The organism is Calothrix anomala FACHB-343 (assembly GCF_014696435.1).
Lineage (GTDB): Bacteria > Cyanobacteriota > Cyanobacteriia > Cyanobacteriales > Nostocaceae > Aulosira > Aulosira anomala_A.
Genome location: NZ_JACJQG010000044.1, coordinates 1 through 24,265, shown reverse-complemented (window position 1 = coordinate 24,265; position 24,265 = coordinate 1). Strand labels below are relative to the sequence as shown.

The 24,265-nt window shown below is 40.8% G+C and carries 20 protein-coding genes; 9 read left to right on the top strand and 11 right to left on the bottom strand.

Features of this window, described 5'->3' with window-relative positions; all coding sequences use genetic code 11:
• Positions 1-31: 31 nt before the first annotated feature.
• The 4 genes from H6G08_RS22990 to H6G08_RS22975 form a co-directional block, all read right to left on the bottom strand.
• On the bottom strand, positions 32-757 hold the full coding sequence (locus H6G08_RS22990) for a DUF928 domain-containing protein (protein ID WP_190547115.1): 726 nt from the start codon (positions 755-757) through the stop codon (positions 32-34).
• Entirely contained in the window at positions 750-3,164 is a 2,415-nt protein-coding gene (locus H6G08_RS22985) for a CHASE2 domain-containing protein (protein ID WP_190547113.1), read from the bottom strand. The genes H6G08_RS22990 and H6G08_RS22985 overlap by 8 nt, the downstream gene beginning before the upstream one ends.
• Positions 3,165-3,289: 125 nt before the next feature.
• Positions 3,290-4,591, bottom strand: coding sequence for a DUF1822 family protein (locus tag H6G08_RS22980; RefSeq protein WP_190547111.1), 1,302 nt, complete (start codon positions 4,589-4,591; stop codon positions 3,290-3,292).
• Positions 4,592-4,705: 114 nt separating this feature from the next.
• Positions 4,706-6,121, bottom strand: a complete 1,416-nt coding sequence (locus H6G08_RS22975) for a hypothetical protein (protein WP_190547109.1) — start codon at positions 6,119-6,121, stop codon at positions 4,706-4,708.
• Between the two features lie 512 nt (positions 6,122-6,633).
• On the opposite strand from H6G08_RS22975, the gene H6G08_RS22970 reads away from it, so the two are divergent.
• Both H6G08_RS22970 and H6G08_RS22965 read left to right on the top strand, forming a co-directional pair.
• Positions 6,634-8,337 carry a peptidoglycan-binding domain-containing protein gene (locus H6G08_RS22970; protein WP_190547107.1) on the top strand — a complete coding sequence of 568 codons (1,704 nt, stop codon included), beginning with the start codon at positions 6,634-6,636 and terminating at the stop codon, positions 8,335-8,337.
• A gap of 2 nt (positions 8,338-8,339) precedes the next feature.
• A complete protein-coding gene (locus H6G08_RS22965) occupies positions 8,340-9,008 on the top strand; it encodes a hypothetical protein (RefSeq protein WP_190547105.1) in 669 nt (222 codons plus the stop codon).
• Between the two features lie 1,122 nt (positions 9,009-10,130).
• Here H6G08_RS22965 and H6G08_RS22960 read toward each other — a convergent pair.
• On the bottom strand, positions 10,131-10,784 hold the full coding sequence (locus tag H6G08_RS22960) for a hypothetical protein (RefSeq protein WP_190547103.1): 654 nt from the start codon (positions 10,782-10,784) through the stop codon (positions 10,131-10,133).
• A gap of 640 nt (positions 10,785-11,424) precedes the next feature.
• Here H6G08_RS22960 and H6G08_RS22955 point away from each other — a divergent pair.
• From H6G08_RS22955 to H6G08_RS22940, 4 genes are all read left to right on the top strand, one after another.
• Positions 11,425-12,879, top strand: coding sequence for an APC family permease (locus H6G08_RS22955; protein WP_190547101.1), 1,455 nt, complete (start codon positions 11,425-11,427; stop codon positions 12,877-12,879).
• A gap of 79 nt (positions 12,880-12,958) precedes the next feature.
• The gene (locus H6G08_RS22950; RefSeq protein WP_190547099.1) at positions 12,959-13,600 is read left to right on the top strand and encodes a cadmium resistance transporter; all 642 of its coding nucleotides are present in this window, start codon (positions 12,959-12,961) and stop codon (positions 13,598-13,600) included.
• A 424-nt stretch (positions 13,601-14,024) separates the two neighbouring features.
• Complete coding sequence (locus H6G08_RS22945) at positions 14,025-14,861, top strand: sulfite exporter TauE/SafE family protein (protein ID WP_190547097.1); 837 nt, start codon at positions 14,025-14,027, stop codon at positions 14,859-14,861.
• A gap of 1 nt (position 14,862) precedes the next feature.
• A complete protein-coding gene (locus H6G08_RS22940) occupies positions 14,863-15,417 on the top strand; it encodes a DUF1634 domain-containing protein (protein WP_190547095.1) in 555 nt (184 codons plus the stop codon).
• A 294-nt stretch (positions 15,418-15,711) separates the two neighbouring features.
• Here the strand turns inward: H6G08_RS22940 and H6G08_RS22935 are convergent, their stop codons facing one another.
• From H6G08_RS22935 to folK, 4 genes are all read right to left on the bottom strand, one after another.
• Positions 15,712-15,969: a hypothetical protein gene (locus H6G08_RS22935; RefSeq protein ID WP_190547093.1), complete on the bottom strand. Its 258-nt coding sequence runs from the start codon at positions 15,967-15,969 to the stop codon at positions 15,712-15,714.
• A 240-nt stretch (positions 15,970-16,209) separates the two neighbouring features.
• Positions 16,210-17,052, bottom strand: a complete 843-nt coding sequence (locus H6G08_RS22930) for an ADP-ribosylglycohydrolase family protein (protein ID WP_190547091.1) — start codon at positions 17,050-17,052, stop codon at positions 16,210-16,212.
• Between the two features lie 9 nt (positions 17,053-17,061).
• On the bottom strand, positions 17,062-17,610 hold the full coding sequence (locus H6G08_RS22925) for an NUDIX hydrolase (protein WP_190547089.1): 549 nt from the start codon (positions 17,608-17,610) through the stop codon (positions 17,062-17,064).
• A gap of 82 nt (positions 17,611-17,692) precedes the next feature.
• Positions 17,693-18,205: a 2-amino-4-hydroxy-6-hydroxymethyldihydropteridine diphosphokinase gene (gene folK / locus H6G08_RS22920; RefSeq protein WP_190547088.1), complete on the bottom strand. Its 513-nt coding sequence runs from the start codon at positions 18,203-18,205 to the stop codon at positions 17,693-17,695.
• A gap of 248 nt (positions 18,206-18,453) precedes the next feature.
• On the opposite strand from folK, the gene H6G08_RS22915 reads away from it, so the two are divergent.
• Both H6G08_RS22915 and psb35 read left to right on the top strand, forming a co-directional pair.
• The gene (locus H6G08_RS22915) at positions 18,454-20,949 is read left to right on the top strand and encodes a transglycosylase domain-containing protein (RefSeq protein WP_190547086.1); all 2,496 of its coding nucleotides are present in this window, start codon (positions 18,454-18,456) and stop codon (positions 20,947-20,949) included.
• 260 nt (positions 20,950-21,209) lie between these two features.
• Entirely contained in the window at positions 21,210-21,434 is a 225-nt protein-coding gene (gene psb35, locus H6G08_RS22910; protein ID WP_190547084.1) for a photosystem II assembly protein Psb35, read from the top strand.
• Between the two features lie 93 nt (positions 21,435-21,527).
• On the opposite strand, the gene H6G08_RS22905 is transcribed toward psb35, so the two are convergent.
• Both H6G08_RS22905 and H6G08_RS22900 read right to left on the bottom strand, forming a co-directional pair.
• A complete protein-coding gene (locus H6G08_RS22905; protein ID WP_190547082.1) occupies positions 21,528-21,950 on the bottom strand; it encodes a tellurite resistance TerB family protein in 423 nt (140 codons plus the stop codon).
• 57 nt (positions 21,951-22,007) lie between these two features.
• Positions 22,008-23,360, bottom strand: a complete 1,353-nt coding sequence (locus tag H6G08_RS22900; protein ID WP_190547080.1) for a 16S rRNA (cytosine(967)-C(5))-methyltransferase — start codon at positions 23,358-23,360, stop codon at positions 22,008-22,010.
• 105 nt (positions 23,361-23,465) lie between these two features.
• Between H6G08_RS22900 and H6G08_RS22895 the strand changes: the two genes are divergently transcribed.
• On the top strand, positions 23,466-24,107 hold the full coding sequence (locus H6G08_RS22895) for a type I restriction endonuclease subunit R (protein ID WP_190547078.1): 642 nt from the start codon (positions 23,466-23,468) through the stop codon (positions 24,105-24,107).
• Positions 24,108-24,265: the final 158 nt, after the last annotated feature.

The following is a 24,265-nucleotide window of genomic DNA, read 5'->3' as shown; positions in this document are numbered from 1 at the left end:
GGACTTACTACAAAATTTATGAAGAAATGCTTTATTGAATTTGAGATTTTGTGGCTGATGGTGTCTTGGATGTACAAATATTGGCAATGAATTCTTCGCGTTGCTTCACGAAGGATTGAGAGGGTTTATCTACTTGATGAATTGCTTGTAAAGCATCAGACCAAAGGTAAAATTTTCCTTGTTCTCTTTGATGTTTAATTTCGTAATTGAGAAAGTAATCGGCTTTTTCAAGGGCAATATCTTCTGATGAAGCTTTGTTAGCTTTAAGTTGTTGTTCTAATTTTTGTAAATCGGTTTGAATTTTTTGGCGATCGCTTTTTTCCATGACTTGAAACCAATTCCACGGAGAATTATTTGATACTGATAGTTGCCATTGATAAGATTTGCCTGGTTCTAGGGGTTTTTCTGCGTCGTAAACCGCTTGTTTATCGCTAACTTTGACGGTTTTTTCCCAGATGACTGCTTCGGTTTCGCGATCGCGTACCACTAGTTTCGCTTCTCCATCTGTGCCGAAATTCTGCCACAGAAATAAGGGGCGATCGCTCCAAGTAATATATGTCTCTACTAACCCAGGTGCAATTGGACACATAAAACCTCTTGATGCTAGCCGTCTTTTTGGGCGGCGTTGCCAAAGTGAGTTAATTCCACTGGTAGCTTGGGCAATGATGTCTCCAGTTTGGGGAATCTGCTGGGCACTAGTCATGTCGCCAGATGCGATCGCTAGGGGAATAAGTGCCAAGCTAAATAATTTACGCATGATTGTTTCTCCTTGTAGCTGGTAAAACGTATGCTAAAAACACTGCTGAGGGTAAAAACCAGGGAAGTAAAATCGCGCCGGAAATATATAGTTGCAATCCGCCAATACCGTAGAGAGTGACTGCACCTATGGAACCTGCCATAATTTGTCTGCGTCGGCTGAGGCTTAAACGCGACTGATTTTTAATGATAAATACCGTGATTTTACCGAGAATAATCGCAATCCCAATCATCCAAATATCCGGGATGGGAATCACTAAGCGTTTGGTGAGGAAATGGTGAACCATATATGCTAATGTTTCACCACCAGTTAGCCAAGTTTGCTTGTACTGCGTCCAATAACTGATGGCTCGGGGTGCTAGTGCGCGATCTGGTTGCCCTGCGGCGATTCCTAAGCGTTCGTCACTACCGACTGCAATTAATACTACCTGTTTGGACATTAAAGGAAATTTGTTAATATCCGGCTGTTCGATTAATTGCCACGCAGGTATGGTTTGATACACCTGTTTTGGCGGAATTGAATAATCTAAGATGGGTTGTAAACCAAAAGGCGATCGCCATTGGGATAATGCAGATAAGTTACCGGGTTTGTTATGCTTTTGAATAATATCGAGAACTTCCGCCCGTAAATTTTGCTGTCGGTTGGTGTTTGGTTGGGGAAATCCTTCAATTTCGTCTTTGGCTAAATATACCAGCGACAGCAAATAAGCAAAGGGGCAAGTTTTACGACAATCTTGTTGTGCATCTGGCATTTCCACAAAGTTGGGGTAAGCATCGATATATCCTTGCAATGTCCAATCCCACTTATTAATGTCAAATGCTTCATTTGTGCCGACTTCTCGGTTTTCTTCCAAAACAGCCGCAAACATTAACCACATATTTGCATCGACTGCTTGACGTACTGTTTCTCTTAAATCTTTATCTCCCGACAAATTTTGTTGTGGTGTATCAAAAATAAAGTCTAAACCGACAACTGAGGCTTTTAATTTGCGCGTACTATCAACCAACTTACTAATATAACTGCGGTTCATGGGTAAAAGTTGGTTACTCGGCATTTGCGCACGGTAAAGAGATTCGGTATCGATTTGCACTAGGGCGACTGGGGGAGCTTGTTCGGTGGGGATTTGGGCTGTAACGTTGCGGTAAACTGACTGAGTAAATAATCTTGCATCCAAGAGCAGTTCTTGAACGGGAACGAGAAAACCTAAACTGAGACTTAAAGCTAATGCGATCGCCTCTAAGCGATTGGGTATACTTTGACGCAGGCGTTGTTGCCAGTGAAAAGCCGGGATGCGGTAGAGTTCCGCCCCCGGATGGCAAAATAAGGAAGGTACTAAATAGGATGAAGGGTAGGTGTGGCTTTTATCCATCCTGAGAAATTGTCTAGCCTCTGTCAAAGATTCGTACACATCCATGTGTTTCGCTAATCCTTGCAGAAACCGCACCATAAACCCTTGGGCGACGCTATTATGAATAGGTTCGCGCATCACCACCACTTGTCCAAAACCCAAGTCAATCAAGGCATCAGCAATACTTAAACCACTACAGGAATTAAATATTGCCACTTGCAATCCGCGTTTTTTCGCAGCGCTGAGATGGGGAGCAATTTCTTTAATGGAGATGGAGACATCAGGAGCAATCCCTAATTCGCCGCCTGTCAGATCTGTTTCATTACTATGTCCTGCAAAAAATAATACATCCCAACCGCGATCGTCGGCGATCGCTTCGGTAATTTCCTGAATAACTTGAGCAGCTGTATATTGTGGTTGCCAACCAACAAATTCTACATCCGCAATCCGCATGAGTGATTTTAAAGCCTCTTTTTCGGCTTTAAAATTCAATCCAGTATCATCACCTAAAATTGCTAAAATTCGCGGTCTACCTTGACGTTTTTCTTGAGATTCTGTAGAAATATTTAAAGGTGTGCGAATAATTTGAATTGCTTCATTTGTAGCAAATTCATTACCTAATTCCCACGCTTCCCAAGGGAAACGATCTAATTCTAAAGGGGCGCAGGTAAGGAATATTTGAATAGCTATATTAGTATCGGGATTATCCTTACTAAATTGCTGACTTGTTTGGGCAATTTGGGCGCGAATTTCATATAATTCTGCACTGCGTAACCAGCGATGAAATTCATACATAAATTTAGATTCGGCTTTCACTATTTCTGCGTGCAAATCAACAGTGAGTTTAGCCACTCCACCATCAACAGTACGCCCGCGCATATTGTCCGAACGATAAAAGTTTAAATATGCTCGTCGCCAATCTTGATATCGCTGAGTTAATACTGGGGGATAATTAATTTGTGTATTTAATTTTTGTCCCTTTCCCCAAGTGAGTTCAAATAAACAAATTTGGTCAATTTTTTGAACTTTTAGATTAAAAATATAGTTGCTATTATTCATAGTTAATTATTTATAGCTGTTGACTGTTAACTGTTGACTGTTGACAGAATTGAAAGCCTTTTATAGAGATTTATCTTAGCTTGATGTCCTAATCTATCTGGCTAAGGCTATACTATAATTAAATACTAGCCTCTAGCTCCTACCCCTAAGCCAAAAGGCGGAATTTCAAATACATGATCATCAGCAGTGACTATTACCGCAAATTGTTCGTTTAAATTGCCAATTACTTGAGCATAGAGAATACCTTGAATGGGATCTGTAAGAGATTGCTGGAATAATTGTTGTGTTTCATCGCTTACTTCTAAAGTTAATGTGTTGGGCATTGCTGCTTGTGGTTTAGAACCTAAAACAATTAATAATGTCCATTCAGGATTATCTGGTGTTTCTGTTAATTCCCAGGTAATTGCATACATTCTGACGCTACTTTGTGGATTATCTAAATCGCGGTAAGCACCTCGTGCTGATGCGGGAATATATACTCCTTGCTGTTCTAAACTAGCGCGAATAGGGTCAAAACTTTCTTGTATATAACGCAATGAACGCATTTCGGAAAATGCAGGTAATGGCATTAATAGCCAACCTAATTCTTGAGTTACTGTATCTATTTGATTATTCAGCCATGCACCAACATTAATGATGGGTTGTAAGAGTGAAGGTTTAGCTGCTTGATAAACCCAGTTAATTAAATCGGGATTGCTAAATAAAGTAATACTTTCATTAACTGTAAGTAAATCCCAGAGATATTGTTTTTTTAGTTGAGGTTTTAATCTAATTAACTTTTGTTTTAAAGCCACAACTTTGTTAGTTTCTACGGGAACACTTACAGGTAGCTGAATTGCATCGGGATTGAGACAGCGAAGATTTAATAATAAGGCGTTAGGATGGGAATTAAAGCAACTTTGAGGTAAAGTATATGTCCAATCTCGCTCTATTTGTAATCTAGCTGTTTGTTGATAACTACGGTATTGTTCGTAGTTCATAAATCCAGATATCGCAACTTGTTGTTCTTCTTCCTGAACTTGCATTAATACATAAAAATGCGCCGTAAAATCGGGAATTTCCAAAACTGCATGAGGAATGCTATGTTGGTCATTAAAAATGCTGGCAGTGATGACACAAATTTTAAAAGCACCTACTTGGATGTTACAAGCGGCGGCTAATAAATTCGCGGTTTCTGGTTGCCAAATTGAAGCAGCATCGCTATGTATTTCTAAATCAGGTGCGCGTTCTTTTAACCATTGGGTAAAGCCTAAAGTTCCTAATGCACAAAGGTAAACTTCCCAGCGTTGTTGTGAGAGATGAATTGATTGGCTTAATCTGATGGCTTGATTTAAATGTTCTGGTAATAATTCCGTTTGGGTTTCATTTAGCGGATACCAATCTAAGTCATCGTTAAAATCTAAATCTGGTGTAGGATTGTTAATCATAGTTTGTCAGTTGTCAGTTGTCAGTTGTGATTGGGCATTGGGCATTGGGCATTGGGCATGGGGCATTGGAAAAATAGAATTCTTAATTTTGAATTTTGAATTTTGAATTTTGAATTATTTGTCTGCCCTTTTGGCTTCTAAATAACGGCACAATCTCCGGGCTAATAATCCACATAAGGGTTGATTTCGCTGGGGATTTCTGGTTTCTGATTCGGCTTCTTCAATAATGGTGGTGATTTGTTCGTCTAAAATTACTTCTAATTGGTTTTCTAAATTTTCTAGGCGTTGAGCATCTGTAAATTGTTGAGCTATTTCTAAAACGCGATCGCGTAAAATTATTAACAGTTTTTGGCGTATATCTGCCCGCAAATCATTTAACTTTAATAACCTTGTCACTTCATATTGTTTTTTCATTCCCAATTCGGGAGCAATTTGGCTCATCGGTTTACCTTGGCAATGAAAAAGATGTAATCCGGTGACAAATGATTGGCTAATTTCTTGATTTGCACTGCGCTTGCGTTGGAGTTGAGTTATGAAACTTTCCACAACTTGAGAAATTGCTGTATCTAAAGCTTCAAGAAATTGCTGTTGATATAAGTTAATAAATTCAAATTTTTCTGTTTCGTCATCTTGGGTAATTTGCGAGCGCTCTACAATTGGTTGAATGTCTGGTTGATCGTAGGCTACTGCGGAAATATGCCCGCCTTGCGCTACAATGCGGTATTGTCTGAGCTTTTGCGCGATTGCTTGCAGTTGTTTTAATACTGCTTCCTGGCTAAGTCTGCGGTTAGTTCGGTTTTGTAAATTTTGCGCAATCTCGCTTAACTGTTCCGATGTGGGAATTTGACAGCGAACATTTACCCCAGACAATTTTTGTTGTAAGCGTTCTTCACGGTAAACTGCGTGATAACTAATCAACAATTGACAGATTTGCTCTATCTCCCCTGGCGTTAAATGATACATTTCCGCCAGAATTCGTTGTAATTGCTTGGGATTTGTATTATTTAACAGCGCCCAATCGCTAATTAACAACACGCCATGCTGGAGTAAAAATCGCTTCAGTTCTAGATTTTGTTTAACATAGCGATTTACCCATGAATTCAGCGTTCCTTTTGTCGGATCGAATGTTTTTAACAGCTTGGTTGCTAGAGATTCATAAGTTGATTTGCGGACTTTTGGTTTTGCAGATGTAGTTAAAATAACCTCGTCATCTAAAACAAAAGGTAACAAATCCTCTGCTCTAAAACCGTGACGACTGCCAAAGCGCAACGCTAAATCAAGACAAACTTGGTAGACTTGGTAGGAGATATAGCAGCGCAAACAAATTTCTGCGAGGTGAGTTGCTTCAGTATCGCTGGTATGTGACTGTTGTAATTGTTGCCACAAGTGACGAGCGATCGCAGCATCAGAAAGCTCAACCCCATCTGTTAATTGTGTTTGCAAATAACTTTTAGCTGCAACTATCATTTCCACCCGGCGCTTACTCGTAGACTCTAGCTTGACAAATTCCCAGAATTTTGCTGCTACCACGGTATTTTTACTTAATTCAGCTAATCATTTTTTATTCTTTCACCTCCTTTAGGGAAATGCAATTTGTTGGGTATGGGGCATGGGGCATTGGGCATGGGGCATGGGATGTTTGACGACAATTCTTTATATTTATGGTGAGGGGGAACTTATGCAAAATCAATTTAGTTATGTCAATTTTTTTTGGAGTGCGATCGCTTGTAGGGGCGGGGTAACCCCGCCCCTACGAGTTGCGGGTTTGGTAAGTTAATGATTGGGATATTTTTTGATTTGGAAATCCTTGATTGAAACAAAAGCTAATTCGTGACAGCAAAGCCTTAGGTTGTAAATTTCAGCAGTCGATCCCATCGCATTCTCACCCAATGCCCAATGCCCAATGCCCAATGCCCCACTCTGTAAATTTAGACAAAGGTCGGTAGCGATCGCGTCAGCAAAAATTATAAAATTTAATCTGAGAGAATGCCGAAAATCTCAGTATAAACCACGACTTTAGCCATCGATGGAGGAACGGTAAGATGGGTGATGTCGATCGAAAAGTCGCTAGGCGGCGGATGTTTGCTGCTCAGAAAGCAAATACATCGAGTTCTGCTAATCCATCTCTTGTTTCGCCACATACTCCCACTTTGGCAAACCCGGTGCGTGGCTTCGGTTCGCTGACAAATAACGCGATCCAAACAGCAATTGCAGATTCAACTCACCAACAAGCGCAGTCGTCTGGGGAAGAATCTTTATTATCACCAACTATTAAACCAAGCACTTTTGCTCGCGACTTTAGTCGCATACCTTTGCATCGTCCCCAGGGCGAAGCCACAAATGGGGTAGTAACTCCACTGATGAGTAATGTTGCTACAATTCAGCGAGCAACGGATAATGATGCTACCAAAAAAGTTAACAAAGATTACTCCGCCCGCTTTGAAGGCGATCGCAAATTAGAAAAAATTTCCGACGGCACGGAAACTATTAATAAAGGTAGTAATAATATTCAAGTTGTCAAAATGCAGCAAGCATTAATTGACATGGGCTATAAACTGCCAAAATATGGTGTAGATGGCATCTTTGGCAAAGAAACTCAAACCGCCCTCAAAGAATTTCAGCATGATGCTACAATTCCCGAAACCGGTGTATTCGATCAAGCAACGATCGCGGCGATGAATGCTAAATTCGATACCCGTCAACCTTATATAGATAATGCTGTCTTCGATCCAGCAGATCCAAAAAAAGGCATTCGCAACTTAAATAACCGCGATCGCAAAGCTGTGAATGATGCGCTGAAACCCGCCCAAGGTGTTGGCGGTAAATCAGCAACTTTTCAAGAAGAAGTGGGTGGGAAAAAATATGGCGATGAAATTCGCGATCGCCTAACCAAGGTGATTAAATTTTTACATAAAGACTTGTTTGAAGATAAAGAACCTCTCAGAGCCGATCCTAAGAAAAACTTCCATGATTGGAATGTGTTAGAAAGCACAGCAGAAGCATCAAAAGACGTTACCGATAATCTTTACAGTTCCTATGCTACCGGGCCAAAAATGACACAGGCGGCAGGTAACTTTGTCGATCAGTGGGAAGATGAAGTTGCTCGTAATAGTGCTTTATCACCAGCAGAGAAAAAACAAAAAGCTACAGACAAAGTTAACTATCTTATTGTCTCCAACTGTTCCAAGATCAACGCCGATCACTCAGCCGTACCCTCAGATACCAAAGAAACAGCGATTCTCAAGCCGATAGTCGAAAGCTTTGTTGATAGCCCAGCCAAAGTCCAGACAATGTTAGATTTAGATATCGGCTGGGAAGGCGCGCAACTCGAAGGCGTAGTTTATCTCCAGCGCTATAAACAAGCCACAGATGAAAAGAATCGGGCGCAGTTGTGGGAATTATTCCATACATGCATTCACGAATATATTCATTCCCTAGCGCACGATGATTATCAAAAATATGCACAGAAATTTAAAAACAAAGGCGATGATGTCCGCTACAACACCTTAATCGAAGGCTTTTGTGATTTCTTTACAGAAAATGTGCGCAAAACAGTGAAAATTACAAATCCTCTGCGGCAGAAAGTCGAAGGGCCTTATTATGATGCTAAAGCCCCTGCACCCACAATCAATCCTGGCGTTTATCCATCCATTGCCCAAGCCGAACAGGTAGTATCAATTGTAGGGATTCGCAATGCCCAAGCTGCTTATTTCCAAGGCCAAGTTAAATTAATAGGAGACAAATAACCTTGCGCTATCGTGGATATTGGATCTGGATAGCTTGGTTAATATTGGTATATACCATTAATTTTGCTTGTAGCAGCGCAATCAAAGAAACTCAACGCCAGGAAATATTAAATCCCGCGATCGCCAATACACAGATTGCACAAACCAAAGGAAAAATAATTATGGCAAACAACTGTGAAAGCATTCGCCAGAGTATTGAAACCAGAAATTTCCTCGGCTGGCGTGGGTTACCAGCAGAATGCACAGCCCAAGATTTATTTACCAATATTCCCACAGATTTAAGCGATCGCCCAGTTAGACCATTAGGTAGCGATTTTAACCAAGCAATATTTGTTTTATTAGAATTACCAGGTTACTATCGCCCAATGGCTAGCTTTCGCCACAATCAATTAATTATGTTTGATGCCATGAATCCCGATTTAGCTGGCGGTTTTGCACCCCTACACCAAGACTTAGGCGAACCAGCCACCCGCCTTGATTGGCATTATGGTACTCTCAGCATTCCTACTGGTGAATGGGTATATCCTGAACGGGGGATTACAGTATTTCTCAACACCACTGCTGATAAAGCCTTGCATATAGCTGTGTATCAACCCACAACTTTATCAGAATACGAGCGTAATTTGCGACCGCACTTACAGAAGCAAGTTAGACCATTGCGCGTACCATAGAGCGATCGCTCTATTGTAAAATCTCACCCAGCGATTTGGGTATGACATCCCAATCATTACAGCAGTTTTTACCTATTTAAACCACATTTGTCGTAGTAGGGAACATCGACAATCTTTTGGTACATACAATAATTTTACTGGTGCCGTGCCCCTACAGTGTGGTCTATTTACAGGAAGATGCTGTAACTTACCAAACCCGCAATTCTTAGGGTTGGGGTCATCCCGCCCCGACAATTTGGGATAATTTATTTTTTGGCGTTCCCTCAGAAAAAATGCGATTGTCAAAAACAATCAAGCCTAGCTACACAGCAATTTATTGTCAAACATCGCAATTTTTGCGCCAGCAATCTACCCTTTTACCTGCGGAAAACACCAAAATGAGTACGCAATATACCTAAATGATTAAGCAGTATACTTTTTCATCTGCGGAAAACACCAAAATGAGTGCGCGATTTACCGAAACGAGTAAGCGAAAAGGCTTAATGAGTAGGTGAAATAGTATTTCACTTGCGGAAAACACAATAATGAGAACTCATTAAGGCTTAACGAGAAGGTGAAATGGCTTTTTGCTTACTGAAAACAGAAAAATGAGTACTTGATTTCGATAAATGAGAAAGCGATCGCCTTTTTTGTTTACTAAAAATTTAAAAATGAGTCCTGAATATGTGTAAATGATAAAGCTGGCGTATTTTCAGCGAAAAACTGAGGCTATTTTGCAATTTCCGCGTTTCGATGCCAAATACAGCGTATTTCGCGTTAATTATGGATGCGCTTCGGGGCATGGCAATGCCCATCTGTGTCAACTTAACGCAAAACCCTTATCCTAACTGGCTCCCATGCTCTGCGTGGGAGCGATGATCTGTGGGCTGCCGCCTCAATTTATCAGAAGACGAGGCGGAGCCTCGCAATACGCATTTCCAGCCGGAGGCTGGAAACGAGATAGAGAAAGCTTTTGAGCTTAAGTTGACACCAATGGGCATTGCCATGCCCCTACAATCGTATTGTCAGGCAATGCCATGATATTGTTAAACGAGACGATGTCTACAGTTAATGTAACCTCGCTACAAACTAATCCCCCTTGTCCTCCTTGTCCCCTTTCCCTTCCCTTCCCACCAAACAAATTTAAGCCTTGTTAGTAGGTGCATTAGTGACCCTAGCATCTACAATTGCTTGAGATACATTGGGAATAAACCAGTTCACATCACCAGACTTGAAAATTTTTGTCCCAGCTTGATTAAATTCCAGCACCCCAGTATCGGGATTTGCTCTCAAAACTAAGTTAGCGCCAATGGGAATCTTAATTGCAACACCACCAGCGACTTCTTGAGTTTGTCCATCTTGACTTAAAGCCGTCACCTTCACATCATTCGGTAGATAAATTCCCTTGCAATTCCATCGATCTTCAGTTGTTTGTCCATTAGCTAAAAAATATAATGCAGCCCCTTGGGAGTATTCATCATCATCAAGTCCTGGCTCTGGGCCGTATACAGCAATAGTTTTACCTGTTTTATTGGTGCATTGTCCCCAATCTACTCCCGATTCAAACACATATTTCTCTAAAGTTAACTCATCAATGGCTTTGTCAATTTGTTCTGGTGTATAACCCTCTAATTGAGATTGTGTCTTTTTGACAGTTTGCAACCGCTCAATTTCTTTCGTCAGCGCTACATAATCAGGATTTTTCGTAAATTTTGGGCGATCGGCAAATGAAGGCGGCGCAATAACTAAATTTACTAGTAACAGCGCTAGCATCAAAAAATATTTGCAGGTTTTCATCTTATATGTCCTACTTTTTACCAATTGCTGTTGAGGTATATCTCAATAAATTGTCATCTTTGTAACAAAAAAACAATTTTAGTTATTCTGAAAATTTTTTCTACAATACCTCAGATTTTTTCAGAATATCGATTAATTTTAACCTACCATTTCAACTCTTACTTGACAACATTAGCCTTTTAATAGAGTTTTATACTTCTGATATTTAAGTAGCAACAATGCCCATTTCCAGCTAAATTCCCACATTTACTTGATCCCAATATCGTCGCCAATCAATTGACCCACAATCCTACGATCTTATAGGGTATTAGTTTTATCTTAAAACTTGATGTATCAATTAATGATTTATTTCTAAAAAAATAATTTACATAATCTCGATAAACTTATCGTAAATAATCATTATTTAACCAAAATTTAAAAATTATTTTTTACTGATACTTGATTGCAGAAAATACATGGGGTAGTATGACCACTATCGTCAGAAATACAACCAAAGATAGAGGTTGTTGAGTTGAGATATACAGCAAAAATTTATGCTTAAACTTTGGGGTTACTTGATAGGGATATTTTGATTTAGGCAATATTAAAAACACCCCTAATCCCCCCGAAATATGTACTATTCTCTCGCCAAAGCAGCAATATGAAACAGGAAATCTCATCCCATCGCAGTGTTCATGGCTTAAAACCAGATTGTCTTTCTTTCACAGAAGTTTTAGCGCAATCTTTTGCTGTCATTGCACCTACAACTATACCTGCATCTAACATTGGTTTGATAGTTGCACTTTCAGGTAATGGCACTTGGTTAAGCTTTTTAATTGGGCTAATTGGGCTATTATTTGTCAGCATTAATATCAATCAATTTGCTAGCCGTTCTGCTTCTCCTGGTTCCCTCTATTCCTACATCACAAAAGGTTTAGGCCCGACTGCTGGTGTAATTTGTGGTTGGAGTCTAGTCTTAGCCTATTTATTGACTGGAATGTCAGTACTCTGCGGTTTTGCTAACTTTAGTGGGATGTTAATCGGCCATTTAGGTATCCATCCCTCTAGTATTACCCTCTTAGCAATCGGTGCCGGCATTTCCTGGTATGCAGCTTATAAAGATATTCAAATTTCCGCAGTAGCAATGCTATTGATAGAGGCTCTATCAATTTTATTAATTGCTATTTTATGCATCATCATCTGGGCGCACAAAGGCTTTGCGCTAGATATGTCTCAATTGACTTTAACTGGTACAACTCCAGGTAGCGTAGCCACAGGATTAGTCTTAGTGATGTTTGCTTTTTCTGGCTTTGAAAGTGCAACATCCTTGGGTGATGAAGCAAAAAACCCCTTACGAACCATTCCCAAAGCTGTCAAAGGTAGCGTCATACTTGCAGGACTTTTCTATATTGCAACTACCTATATAGAGGTACTGGGATTTAGAGATACGGGAGTTGCAATTACCACGACGGAAGAACCTCTAGGCTTTTTATCGCAACAACTAGGAGTGGGTTTTTTAGGAGAATTAGTAGCTTTAGGTGCATTACTTAGCTTCTTTGCTTGCATTCTGGGGAGTATTAACCCAGCAGCGAGAATCTTCTTTTTAATGGCGCGTCATGGTTTGTTCCATTCCTCTTTAGGTACAGCACATTCATCCAACAAAACACCCCATGTAGCAGTAACTATGTGTTCTTTACTCACCTTTCTAGTACCTGCTGTCATGTCTGTGTTTCAAATCAAATTATTTGAGAGTATGGGTTATTTGGGTGCTATTTGTAGCTATGGATTTTTAACAGTGTATATTCTCATCTCCATTGCTGCGCCAGTTTACCTGTACCACATTCGCCAATTGCGCCTGAGAGATATAGTCTTTTCTATTTTGGGAGTAGGATTCATGATGATTCCTGTATTAGGAAGCGTGGGAATTCCCGGTAGTACACTTTTCCCGGTTCCCGAAGCGCCTTATGATATCTTTCCCTATATCTTCTTGCTGTATCTAGTTGTTACCTGTGGATGGTTCAACATTAAAAGGTTGCGTTCTCCCAACTTAATTGTGGGTATGCGTCAAGAAATCGAAAAAATTCACGCCAGATTTAACGATAGAAAAGTCCCTTAAAAACATCTCTTCAGACTTGCTTTAATTCTATAGCTTCCATCCCCAATCCAAAATCCAAAATCTAAAATCCAAAATTGATATGAGTGGTTTAGTCACAGCAATTAACACCGGCATCGCTGCTTTCAGTGCTACCAATATTGATGATATGCTGATGCTGACATTGTTTTTCTCCCAAGCAAATGCGACGTTCCGACGGTGGCATATTATTGCTGGCCAATATCTCGGTTTTACAGCCCTAATTGTCGCTAGCCTTCCCGGTTTCTTTGGCGGTTTGATTATTCCCCGCCCTTGGATTGGTCTGTTTGGAATAGTGCCAATAGTGATGGGAATTCGTGCTTTAATTAAACAATCAGAAGATGATGATGAAGATGAAGAGACAGAAATTCAACAATCGCGCCACTCACTTTTAACCAAATTTCTGAATATCCAAACTTACAGTGTAGCGGCGGTGACTTTTGCTAATGGGACAGATAATATCAGCATTTATGTTCCTTTATTTGCCAGTAGTAACCCAGAAAGCTTACTAGTCATTTTAACGGTATTTTTTCTGCTGGTTGGATGCTTGTGCTATACCGCGTATAAACTAACTCATAATAAAGCGATCGCAGATCTTCTTGCCAGCTATGGTCATAATATTATGCCTTTTGTACTGATGGGATTAGGCGCTTTTATTTTGTTAGAAAGTGGCTCTCTAAATCTGGTAAATATACTGACTAATTAAATGCGATCGCTTGTTTTTAGCTGATGCTCAAAATTTATCGGCTGTTGCTGGAAGTATCTGAAAACTAAAATGTTATCTCCGCATAATATTTATCTGGCATCAGCCTGCCAGAAATCCATAGTTCAATTATCATTTATATAAACCAATGCTGAAATTACGTCTAATGTGAATTTAACAAAGCTTCGTTCATCTAAGAGTTTTTAGATGTGCGAAATTAAGATTTTCAAATAACTATATTACGAAAAGTAAAGTTTACTAAAATCTTCTTTCTCTCTGTTATTTGCCTTGTATTAATGAGAAATATTCATACCCAGTTAATTATGGACAAGACTTGGCAGATTTAATTCACATGCAACGTAAATTCACCACTATACAAAAACATCTCATCGTCCATTGATATATATCGAAGCAAGAGGTATGAAATTTGAATATCCTGGAATTTTCCTTATTAGTTTGGATAGGTTCATTTACCGCCGGATTCCTTGGTGCATTAACTGGTTTAGGTGGGGGTGTTGTCATAGTTCCCTTACTAACTTCAGTCTTTGGTGTTGATATTCGCTATGCTGTTGGGGCTTCACTAGTATCTGTAATCGCAACTTCCTTAGGTGCGGCGTCTACTTATATTAAAAAAGGCTACGCAAATTTACGCTTAGGCATGTTTTTAGAAGTTGCGACAACAATAGGCGCTATAGTTGGGGCGTTAATTGCTACTTTTGTGTCTGTCAAAGCATTAACTATTGTATTAGCGATCGTCCTAATTTATTCAGCATATCTTTCCCAACGACCAAGGCTTGAAAGAATTGAAAACGAACCAACCGATCCTTTAGCTAATTATCTACAACTCAATAGTACTTATCCCACCTCAGAAGGGTTGATGTCTTACCAAGTTCATTCCCTTCCCGCAGGATTTAGCGTCATGGTAGTAGCAGGAGTACTTTCTGGCTTGTTGGGTATTGGTTCGGGGGGGTTTAAGGTATTAGCAATGGATCAAGCCATGCGTTTACCTTTTAAAGTTTCTACTACCACTAGCAACTTTATGATTGGTGTCACAGCAGCTGCTTCAGCTGGAGTTTACCTTGCCAGAGGTTACATCGATCCAGGATTATCAATGCCGGTAATGTTAGGAGTATTACCTGGTGCTTTTTTGGGTGCTAGAGTGCTGTTAGGTACTAAAACGCAAACTTTGCGTCTAGTATTTAGTCTAGTACTAGTCATCATGGCTGTGAAGATGGTTTACAACAATGTTATAGGAGGACTGTAAAATGTATAAATTTGATGGTAATTTTCAGTCACTCTCATCTCCACAGCCCGATACTGAAGTATTAGCTATAGCTTTACAGCATACGGATTTAAATTCTGATATGAAAGAATTGCCAAATCCTCAAGCCAATATATTAGTTAAGTTACCTAATTTGAGTGAAGAGAAAAAAAAGAATTCTACAAGGACATTTGGTGAACTATCACTAGAAACCATCTTGAGCAACTTGCTCAGATATGGCGTTTTGCTGGCGAGTACTGTGGTATTTATTGGGGGAATTCTCTACTTAATTCGGCATGGTTCTGAACCTGTCAACTATAAATTTTTTCAAGGAGAGCCTGCTGAGTTGTGTTCGCCATTAGGTGTGATTAATGCAGTTTTAGCAGGTAGTCGGCGCGGTATTATTCAGCTAGGGTTGCTGTTATTAATAGCTATTCCTGTTTTGCGTGTAATAATTTCTTTATTTACTTTTATCTGGCGAAGAGAATTTGCTTATGTAATTATCACGTTGATAGTATTAGCTAGTTTAACTTATAGCCTAGTGGGAGCTTATTACTAACAAAAATTTTAGTCATTTGTCATTGGTCATTTGTCATTAGTAAGGGGTTTCATCTGTATTCTAAAAAGAAAAAAGAAGGCGAAAAATTGTAGGGGTATGGCAGTGCCATACCCTCTAGAATGCAATCAGGTTCAGTTAAGCATAATTGTAGGGTGGGTAGGTTGGGTTGAACGAAGTGAAACCCAACATTTCCGGGGGTTTGTTGGGTTTCTCAAATTCTCATTCTGTCTGGTTTCTTAATTTTGAATTTTGAATTTTGAATTTTGAATTGCTCTTATTTGCTTAAGAGCCTAATCAATCAAATGCAAATCCGCCCAGGTTTTGCAGTTGATTGGGGAGATATTGAATCAATAAATTTAGGCTTTCTAAAGAAGGGGTTCCCAAACCTAGCGCAATTGCTAAACTGAATAAACCTATAAATAAGGCTAAAGTTCTGCCAAAACAACCGGGATTAATTTCGGCAAAACCTAGTTTAGTTTGTCCTAGTACAGCAATAAAGATAAAAATAATTCCTAAAATAAAAAATACGTTATTTGTCGGTAAGCTGGTCATTTTATTGTCAACATTAATGCAACATTGGTAATTGTGATTATAGCAATTATCAATAAGAGTTCAATCGTTGTGAATGGAGAGTTAAAATTTAAACGCAAAGTATCGCTAAGGTAAGCGCGGAGGTACGCGGAGAATGAGCTATGAGTTAATGAGATGTTGTATTAAGATGTTTGATTTTAGGTGAGGAATGTCTACTTGGTTATGTGGGTTTTAAGAGTTAGAGCGCAATAGATATCGGCTCTATATTTTACCTACTAAACTCATCAATTGCTTATCTAATTCGATGAGATAATCTCTACCGTAGGTTCCATTTTCTAACCCTGTAACTAGATGTTCAGGGATATCTTGGGCAATTTCTTGACTACAAGAACCAGCTGCGAGGGCGATGGTGGCAACTGTATCGACATCGCCGGTAAAGGCGATACAATCTTGCAATAGTTCGCTCATGCTATCGTTGCGAATGACTGCGGTAATGGCTGCTCTGACGCTCATCCAGCCTTTAGATTTAACTTTACCTTCCCAAGGTTTTGACCATTCGCCAGATAGTACATAGCTTTCAATAAACTGTCCTAATTTGCGTTTCGGCCCGAGTTTATAAATGAAATAATGCGTCATTAAGGCGGCGGCAACGGCGGCGTTAATGCCATCTGGTGTATTGTGGGTAATAGCGGCTTGAATGGTTGCGGCTTCGATGACTTTTTCGGGTGTGGAGAAAATCCCAATTGGCCCTGCACGCATTGCAGCACCGCTTTTGTCACTATCTGGGCGAATTTTGGCTAAAAACTCGCTGCCATCTTGAATTTCGAGAAGAAAATGGTAGAATCCACTAGCGTAACCTTCTCGGCGATCGCGTTTAAAGCAAGTCACAAAACTCTGTGCTAATACTTCTGGTGTCCACTGTGCTGCTGATACTATGACTTCAGCGATCGCAATACTCATTTGGGTATCATCTGTATAGCTACCCGGTATGAGTCGATGACGCGGATGTGATACGTATCGACTCAAATCGTTATAGACGCTCACTTCATTAGCGTATTCAAAGCCTGCACCGTAGGCATCGCCAATTGCTAATTCGATGAGCATATCAACACTTTAGGTTAAGAAAGGACGAGCTAACAAAAAGCTAGAAATCGTTTTCGCATCTACTGGTTCGCCATCGATAAAGGCTTTCTCCAGTTCTTCGGGGGTGTAATAAAGAATTTCGATATCTTCATCTTCTTCTTTTGCTGGCGGTGTCTCTAACTTTTCTAAATCTCGCGCCAGAAAAGCATAGAGGATTTCGTCAGAATATCCAGGAGCGAGGAAAAACTCTCCTAATTTATCCCACTTTTGGGCACGATAACCGGTTTCTTCTTGAAGTTCTCGCTGTACTGCTTCTAGGGGATCTTCATTGAGTTCTAGAGTACCGGCGGGAAATTCGATGATTCTGCCTTGAATTGCAAAGCGGTACTGACGCAGCAGTATCAGCTTACCATCGGCTGTCACAGGCACAGCTAGCGCACCACCGGGGTGACGAATACATTCCCATTCGCCCTCGGCTTTGTTAGGTAAGCGCAAGCGATTAACTTCAAAGTTAAACTTGCGTCCTTTATAGAACAAACGTTGTCTTAGCAGCTGTGGTAATTCTCTACCTAGTGGCATAGTATGATTGAGTGTCTTTAGATACACAGGCCAACTCTCAGGCTTGTTAGGTCTAGGTTTCCTGCGTTTATGGGGTGTAATTTTAACTGCCCATCAATAAATGTACATCAGAACAGTTAACCTCTTTAACCAAATCTTTAATAACACATCCGGATACTGGTTCTACCCAATTGGGGGCGATTTCTGCCAAGGGAACCAGAACAAACGCCCGCTCCCGCATTCGCGGATGGGGGATTTGCAGGGTGGGTGTATCAATAATTAAGTCATCATATAACAGCAAATCTAAATCTAGGGTACGGGGGCCCCACCGCTCTTGACGTACACGCCCAAATTTTTGTTCGATTGCTAATAATGTTTCTAATAACAGATGCGGGAGCATGAATATTTTGATTAGGGCGCAGCCGTTTAAGTAATCTGGTTGTGGCGGGCCGATGGCTGCGGTTTGATACCAGTGGGATTTTGCTTGGAGAAAAATACCTGGAGTGTTGGCTAAAGTCGCGATCGCTGCTTCTAAAATTTCTTGTGAATCGCCAATATTACTACCAAGAGCGATCGCTGCGATCGCATCTGTAGCGAGCTTGTCTGTTGCGGACATGCTACTCGTCTTTTTGCTTATACCTAGCGGCATATTTTTTAGTTGCTAATCACAGTATTTTAGCTGTGAAAATTCATAAATTTTTGTATTAATATTTACGGGATCAAATCTAAAGAATTCCAAAAAAACATTGTATTTTACTAAATTCACTTGTTTATTTATGGGATATTATACTAACACAAAGGCGATACACTAACCCCAACCATACTGGTGGTTAGATAGCAACTACATTTGAGCGAGAAACTAACGTGAGGAAACTTACCTCCTGGTTCAAGCAAGGAACAACTGATTTAAGTGCATCTGACAAGGAGCAACCACAATTGTCATCTGGTAATCATCTCGAACATGAAGAATCTGTCCCAGAAGAATCTATAAATGAGAATTTACCACCAACAAAGCTGGACAAAGGAAAGCAAGTACTTAGCCAGATGCAAAAAGTCTCATCTGGAGTAATTGCTAAACTATCCACCAAAGAAAAACCCTTTTATCGTCGCCTGTGGTTTTGGGGAAGCTTAAGTATCGGTGGTGGGATCGTTGCATTTAATTATGGAATTGCTAGCATAGACCGGACTCTACCAGATAAATCAGAGTTAAATGCTGTTGTCCGCGAACAAACTTTGACGATTAAAGCCGCAGACGGTAGTATCTTACAACAGCAAGGGGAAGCTGCTAGAGACCAGATCAAACTAGAGCAAATACCAGATAAGTTAAAACAAGCTTTCATTGCTTCCGAAGATCGGCGATTTCAGCAACATAATGGCGTCGATCCCCAAGGTATAGTTAGAGCTGTTTGGAATAATTTGCGATCGCAAAATGTGGTAGAAGGCGGTAGCACCATTACCCAACAACTAGCCCGGATTTTATTTATCAAACAAGAAAAAACTATCTGGCGCAAACTCAAAGAAGTGCGGTTAGCGCAAAAAATGGAGCAAGAATTAACCAAAGACCAAATTCTTGAGCGTTATTTGAATTTGGTGTATTTGGGATCTGGGGCTTATGGTGTAGCTGATGCTGCATGGGTTTACTTTAGTAAATCCGTAGATCAACTGACATTACCAGAAATGGCGACCATTGCCGGTTTAGCGCCAGCCCCTAGCCTGTATTCCCCAGACAGAAATCCCCAAGCCGCCAAAGCTCGGCGGAATTTGGTGTTGCAAAGAATGCAGGAGGATGGTATAATCACTACCTCTGAAAGGGAAGCTGCCAGCCAAGAAGCCCTTACCCTCAACAGCAGTTTACCGAAGCGACTGCAAGTAGAATTTCCCTACTTTACTACCTTTATTCAACAAGAATTGCCCAAGTATGTTTCTGCTGATGTGTTAGCTGGTGGGGGTTTGGTAGTAGAAACCACTTTAAACCCAACTTGGCAGAAATTTGCAGAGGAAGCCGTAGCCAAAACACTGAGAAATCAGGGACGCTGGGAAAACTTTAAACAAGCTGCAATGGTAGCCATCGATCCCCGGAATGGGGAAATTCAGGCGATGGTTGGGGGTAAAGACTTTGGTAAAAACCAGTTTAACCGGGTGACACAAGCCCAACGGCAACCAGGCTCGACTTTTAAAAGCTTTGTTTATGCAACAGCGATCGCATCTGGTAAAAGTCCCTATCAAAGCTACCTCGATGCACCCCTTGTAGTCGATGGCTACGAACCGAAAAACTACAGCGAAAAATTTCGCGGCTGGATGACAATGCGCGATGCGCTCACAAGTTCCATTAACATCATTGCCGTCAAAGCCTTAATTGATGTGGGATTTGAGCCAACAATTAAGCTTGCCCAAGAAATGGGCATTAAATCTCAACTTAAGCCCACATATTCCCTAGCTTTAGGCTCAAATGAAGTAAATTTGCTAGAAATAACTAGCGCCTACGGTAGTTTTGCCACCCAAGGCTTACACACAGAAGTACATGGTATTCGCCGTATCCTCAACCGCCAAGGTGAAGTAATTTGGTCAGCAAATTTCGCCTCCAAGCGGGCACTTGATGCTGATAGTGCCGCAATTATGACTTGGATGTTGCGCAACGTTGTCGAAGCTGGTACGGGTGCTGCAGCCCAATTAAATAATAGACAAGTCGCAGGTAAGACTGGTACCTCCGACGAAGCCCGCGATTTATGGTTTATTGGTTACATTCCCCAACTGGTAACTGGAGTTTGGTTAGGGAATGATGACAATCGCCCTACCTGGGGTAGTAGCGGTAGTGCGGCTTACACCTGGCACGAATTTATGGAAGAAGCTGTCAAAGATATGCCAGTAGAAAAGTTTCCGGCGCGTCCTAAACTCGAAGGTCGTAAAGCTACCATTAAAGCTAAACCCATAAAACCAGGACGAATTGTCAATAAAGCCATATCCTCAGATGACGATGAGGACAATAATAACGAAGAACGTTCATCAAGAAGGCGGCGCAGATATTCTCAAGAAGACCAACAACAAGAAGAAACGCCCAGACGCCGCAGACGTTATTACCAACAGCAAGATAATGACACATCTTCATCTTCATCTCGGAGACGGCGACGCTATCGCAGCGAAGAATCCAGCAATAACAATAACAGCGATTCTTCTGAATCTCGCTCCAGACGGCGCAGGCGCGTAGAATCATCTGAGCCTTCCACACCTCGCAGATCTAGGCGATCGTCTTCATCATCCAGTGGTAGTTCATCAGGTGGTAGTTCATCAGGTAGTTCGAGAAATTCATCCCCATCACAACCTTCTTGGCGGGAAAGACTTAGACCATCTTCATCGCAGTAATTGTTGACGGTTGAGGGTTGAGGGTTGACTGTTGATACTAAACTGCAATCATTCAAACCAACACAAGGGCGGGGAAACCCCGCCCCTACGGGAATCTTAATTACGTATCAAACCGTAGATTGGTATGATTAATGACCAATGACTATTGACTATTGACTATTGACTATTGACCATGTGATTCAAACTCATGGGGGATGTTAGGTGTTACGCTCATTTTATAGTCTGTTAAGTAGCGTTACCTAAGCTAGGAGAATATACTCATGCTTTTATTTATGCAGACAGCAGCACAGGCGGTAAACGGGCCCCATTTTCCGTTTGCTTTTACCTTTGTTTATGTATTTGGTTTTATTGCTGCTGTTACCATCGGTTCTATCGCTTGGTATAACTCTAAGCGTCCCCCCGGTTGGGAAAGCAAAGAACGTCCTGACTTTGTTCCCAAAGTTCAAAAAGAAGAAACTCCGGGTCTGGGTGAACCGAAGTCATAAGCAGTGAAAAAGCTGAATTAAATTAGCAAATTTTAAACTCTTCCACAGGCGCGATAAACCGCGTCTGATTAACTCAACAATCATATATCTCAGTTAGTTTTGCACTTCAACCCAACGCCGATAAAGCTTTTGAATTTGTTTGAGTAAAGTAGTGTGGGCTGCTTGGGTTGACTCGCTAGCTTTGGTAATCTCCTGTAATTTTGTCAGTAGTCGCGCTTCTTCGATCGCTACATCGCCGTCGCTGTAAATTAAACCACTAATCGCTTCAATCAAGCTGACGCAATCTTCAATACTTGGGCGATCGCCTAAATATTCTTGCACCCAGCCATAACACTCTTTTGGCTGTACGGGAACTAATTCGTACAACCAAGGCTTAATTTCCGGATCGGTAGCTAAACCTTTGGCTTGGGCTATTTCCCGCAGGTATTGTCTTTCTTCCGGCTGGATTACACCGTCAATCCAGGCTGCACCAATCAGGATTTTCACTAAGTTTTTCACATTGGAATCAGTAACCATGCTGCATCCTCTGGGAGATTTTAACCTCGATTAAATCGTACAGTCTCGTTACAGTAATCACCCGGAATCATTAGTTTTTCTTAAGCGAGCCAGAAAAAAGCCATCCATATTATGTCGCTGCGGCCAAACTTTGCACCAGCCTTGCGATGTGGAATAGGCAAATATTGGTGAATCTGCACTCGGCGGTTCTATTTTCCAGTCGGGAGACTCAGCTAAAAACTGGGAAATTACCGCTTCGTTTTCTGCTGGGTGTAGGGTACAAGTAGCGTAGACTAAAACTCCGCCAGCCTTGACAAACTTTGCAGTATGTGATAATAATTCTTTTTGCAGTTGAGAAAGTTGCTGGACTGTTTCTGGTGTTTGTCGCCAACGCGCATCAGCATGACGGTGGAGAGTTCCTAAACCAGAACAGGGTGCATCGAGTAAAACCCGATCTGCGGTATGAGTAAATTGTGAGAACTCGCGACTGTCCCCAGTACAAATTTCAATCGATTGCAAATTCAAGCGTCGTGCATTTTCTTGGAGTTTGCGCAATCGGGAAGCAGTGCGATCGCAAGCCCAAACTTTTCCTTTATCCCCCATCAATTCCGCAATGTGAGTAGTTTTCCCCCCAGGTGCAGCACAAGCATCAATTATTACCTCACCTGGTTGGGGGTCAAGTAAATGACTGACTAATTGGGCGCTACTATCTTGAACAACCCACCAACCCTCACGAAAACCGGGTAAATTTTGAATCGCGCCACTGTTACTAATTAAGCGTAAAGCTTGGGGTAAATGAGGCAAGCGCTTGACTAACACATCAGCCGATTTTAACGCTTGTTCGACCACATCAATCGAAGTGCGTAGCGGGTTGATGCGTAAATCAATGGTGGGTGATTGATTCATCCATTCACATAACTGTTCTGCTTCCGCAAAACTCAGTTGTTCTAACCAAACTTGAATTATCCAATCTGGAAAGCTGTGTAAAATGCCTAAACGTTCTGCCGGATTTTCTGGTAATTGTAAGGGGATTTCCCCATTTTCCCCTGTTTGCCTAATATATTGACGCAACATCCCATTGACAAAACCTGTTAATCCTGGAAAGCCGTTTTCCTTCGCTAGTTGAACTGTAGTATTTACAGCCGCAGAAGCGGGAATGCGTTCTTGATAGCACAGTTGGTAAAAGCCAAGATGCAGAATCGTGCGCAAGTCTTTTGGTTGTTGATGGGCTTTCTTTTTGCCAAATTGGTCAATTAAAGCGTCAAGGGTGCGTTGTCGTCTGACGCTACCATAAACTAATTCTGTAACTAAACGGCGATCGCTATCTTGTAACTTAACTTTTTGCAGCACTTTATCGAGAGCAACATCAGCATAAGCCCCTTTGTGAACATCTCGCAGGGCTAAAAATGCTATTTGACGCGGGTTTATCATGGAAATATCTAAACTATTAGATTTTATAATTAAAGAATCTCAATTATCCTTAGATTAAAAATTATTGCTTTTTCAACTTAAATAACTGTCTGAACTCAATAAATTATGGTTAAAACACTTGGAATCACTAAAGCCATTACTAACCTAAATGAGGTACACAATAAATTTAATTTAATTCAGACATCTGGATTAGATTTTTTTACAGAATGGTGTGAAAATCTACCTGAACTCTCTGAAAGCGAAAAAGCCTATTTGAATCGGCTTAAGAGTCGCTATCTCTATTATGCCGCAGATGGTGCCATCACGGAAGGTACTATCAATATTATTATGCTATCTCCCCTACTAGAATTAATAGGTTTATGCGATCCACCTTTCAAAATTAAAAGTGAGGAATTGGTCAAAGTAGAAATTCTCAACGCTGGTGCGGAAGAACTTATCCTAGAAGGGTTTATTGATGCTTTAGTTGTTAAAAATAGATTTTGGGTAGTGTTAATTGAATCAAAACGCTATGGTTTCAGCGTGATGCAGGCTTTACCCCAAACTTTAACTTACATGATGGCAAACCCTAACAGAGAAATACCAATTTTTGGACTTATAACCAATGGAGAAGACTATATATTTGTCAAACTGAATCAGCAGCAAAAATGTTATGCTTTATCAAATAAGTTTACTCTCTCTAACCCTCATCAAAACGAAATGTACGATGTAATGCGAGTAATGAAACAAATTATTAGCTTTTTTGAATAAACAAATATTTTTATTTCCTGAGCTTTATTTGTTCATTCTCTCAGCACAGCTTACAGCAGTTTTCACCTATTTGAACCACATCTGTCGTAGGGGCACGGCAACAGTAAAATTATTGTATGTACCAAAAGATTGTCGGTGCCGTGCCCCTACAGCGTGGT

Bases quoted from the DNA above. Each gene is read 5' to 3' on its own strand.
- H6G08_RS22990 (WP_190547115.1), bottom strand. From the start codon at position 757: ATGCGTAAATTATTTAGCTTGGCACTTATTCCCCTAGCGATCGCATCT.
- H6G08_RS22985 (WP_190547113.1), bottom strand. From the start codon at position 3,164: ATGAATAATAGCAACTATATTTTTAATCTAAAAGTTCAAAAAATTGAC.
- H6G08_RS22980 (WP_190547111.1), bottom strand. From the start codon at position 4,591: ATGATTAACAATCCTACACCAGATTTAGATTTTAACGATGACTTAGAT.
- H6G08_RS22970 (WP_190547107.1), top strand. From the start codon at position 6,634: ATGGGTGATGTCGATCGAAAAGTCGCTAGGCGGCGGATGTTTGCTGCT.
- H6G08_RS22960 (WP_190547103.1), bottom strand. From the start codon at position 10,784: ATGAAAACCTGCAAATATTTTTTGATGCTAGCGCTGTTACTAGTAAAT.
- H6G08_RS22955 (WP_190547101.1), top strand. From the start codon at position 11,425: ATGAAACAGGAAATCTCATCCCATCGCAGTGTTCATGGCTTAAAACCA.
- H6G08_RS22950 (WP_190547099.1), top strand. From the start codon at position 12,959: ATGAGTGGTTTAGTCACAGCAATTAACACCGGCATCGCTGCTTTCAGT.
- H6G08_RS22940 (WP_190547095.1), top strand. From the start codon at position 14,863: ATGTATAAATTTGATGGTAATTTTCAGTCACTCTCATCTCCACAGCCC.
- H6G08_RS22935 (WP_190547093.1), bottom strand. From the start codon at position 15,969: ATGACCAGCTTACCGACAAATAACGTATTTTTTATTTTAGGAATTATT.
- H6G08_RS22930 (WP_190547091.1), bottom strand. From the start codon at position 17,052: ATGCTCATCGAATTAGCAATTGGCGATGCCTACGGTGCAGGCTTTGAA.
- H6G08_RS22925 (WP_190547089.1), bottom strand. From the start codon at position 17,610: ATGCCACTAGGTAGAGAATTACCACAGCTGCTAAGACAACGTTTGTTC.
- folK (WP_190547088.1), bottom strand. From the start codon at position 18,205: ATGTCCGCAACAGACAAGCTCGCTACAGATGCGATCGCAGCGATCGCT.
- psb35 (WP_190547084.1), top strand. From the start codon at position 21,210: ATGCTTTTATTTATGCAGACAGCAGCACAGGCGGTAAACGGGCCCCAT.
- H6G08_RS22905 (WP_190547082.1), bottom strand. From the start codon at position 21,950: ATGGTTACTGATTCCAATGTGAAAAACTTAGTGAAAATCCTGATTGGT.
- H6G08_RS22900 (WP_190547080.1), bottom strand. From the start codon at position 23,360: ATGATAAACCCGCGTCAAATAGCATTTTTAGCCCTGCGAGATGTTCAC.
- H6G08_RS22895 (WP_190547078.1), top strand. From the start codon at position 23,466: ATGGTTAAAACACTTGGAATCACTAAAGCCATTACTAACCTAAATGAG.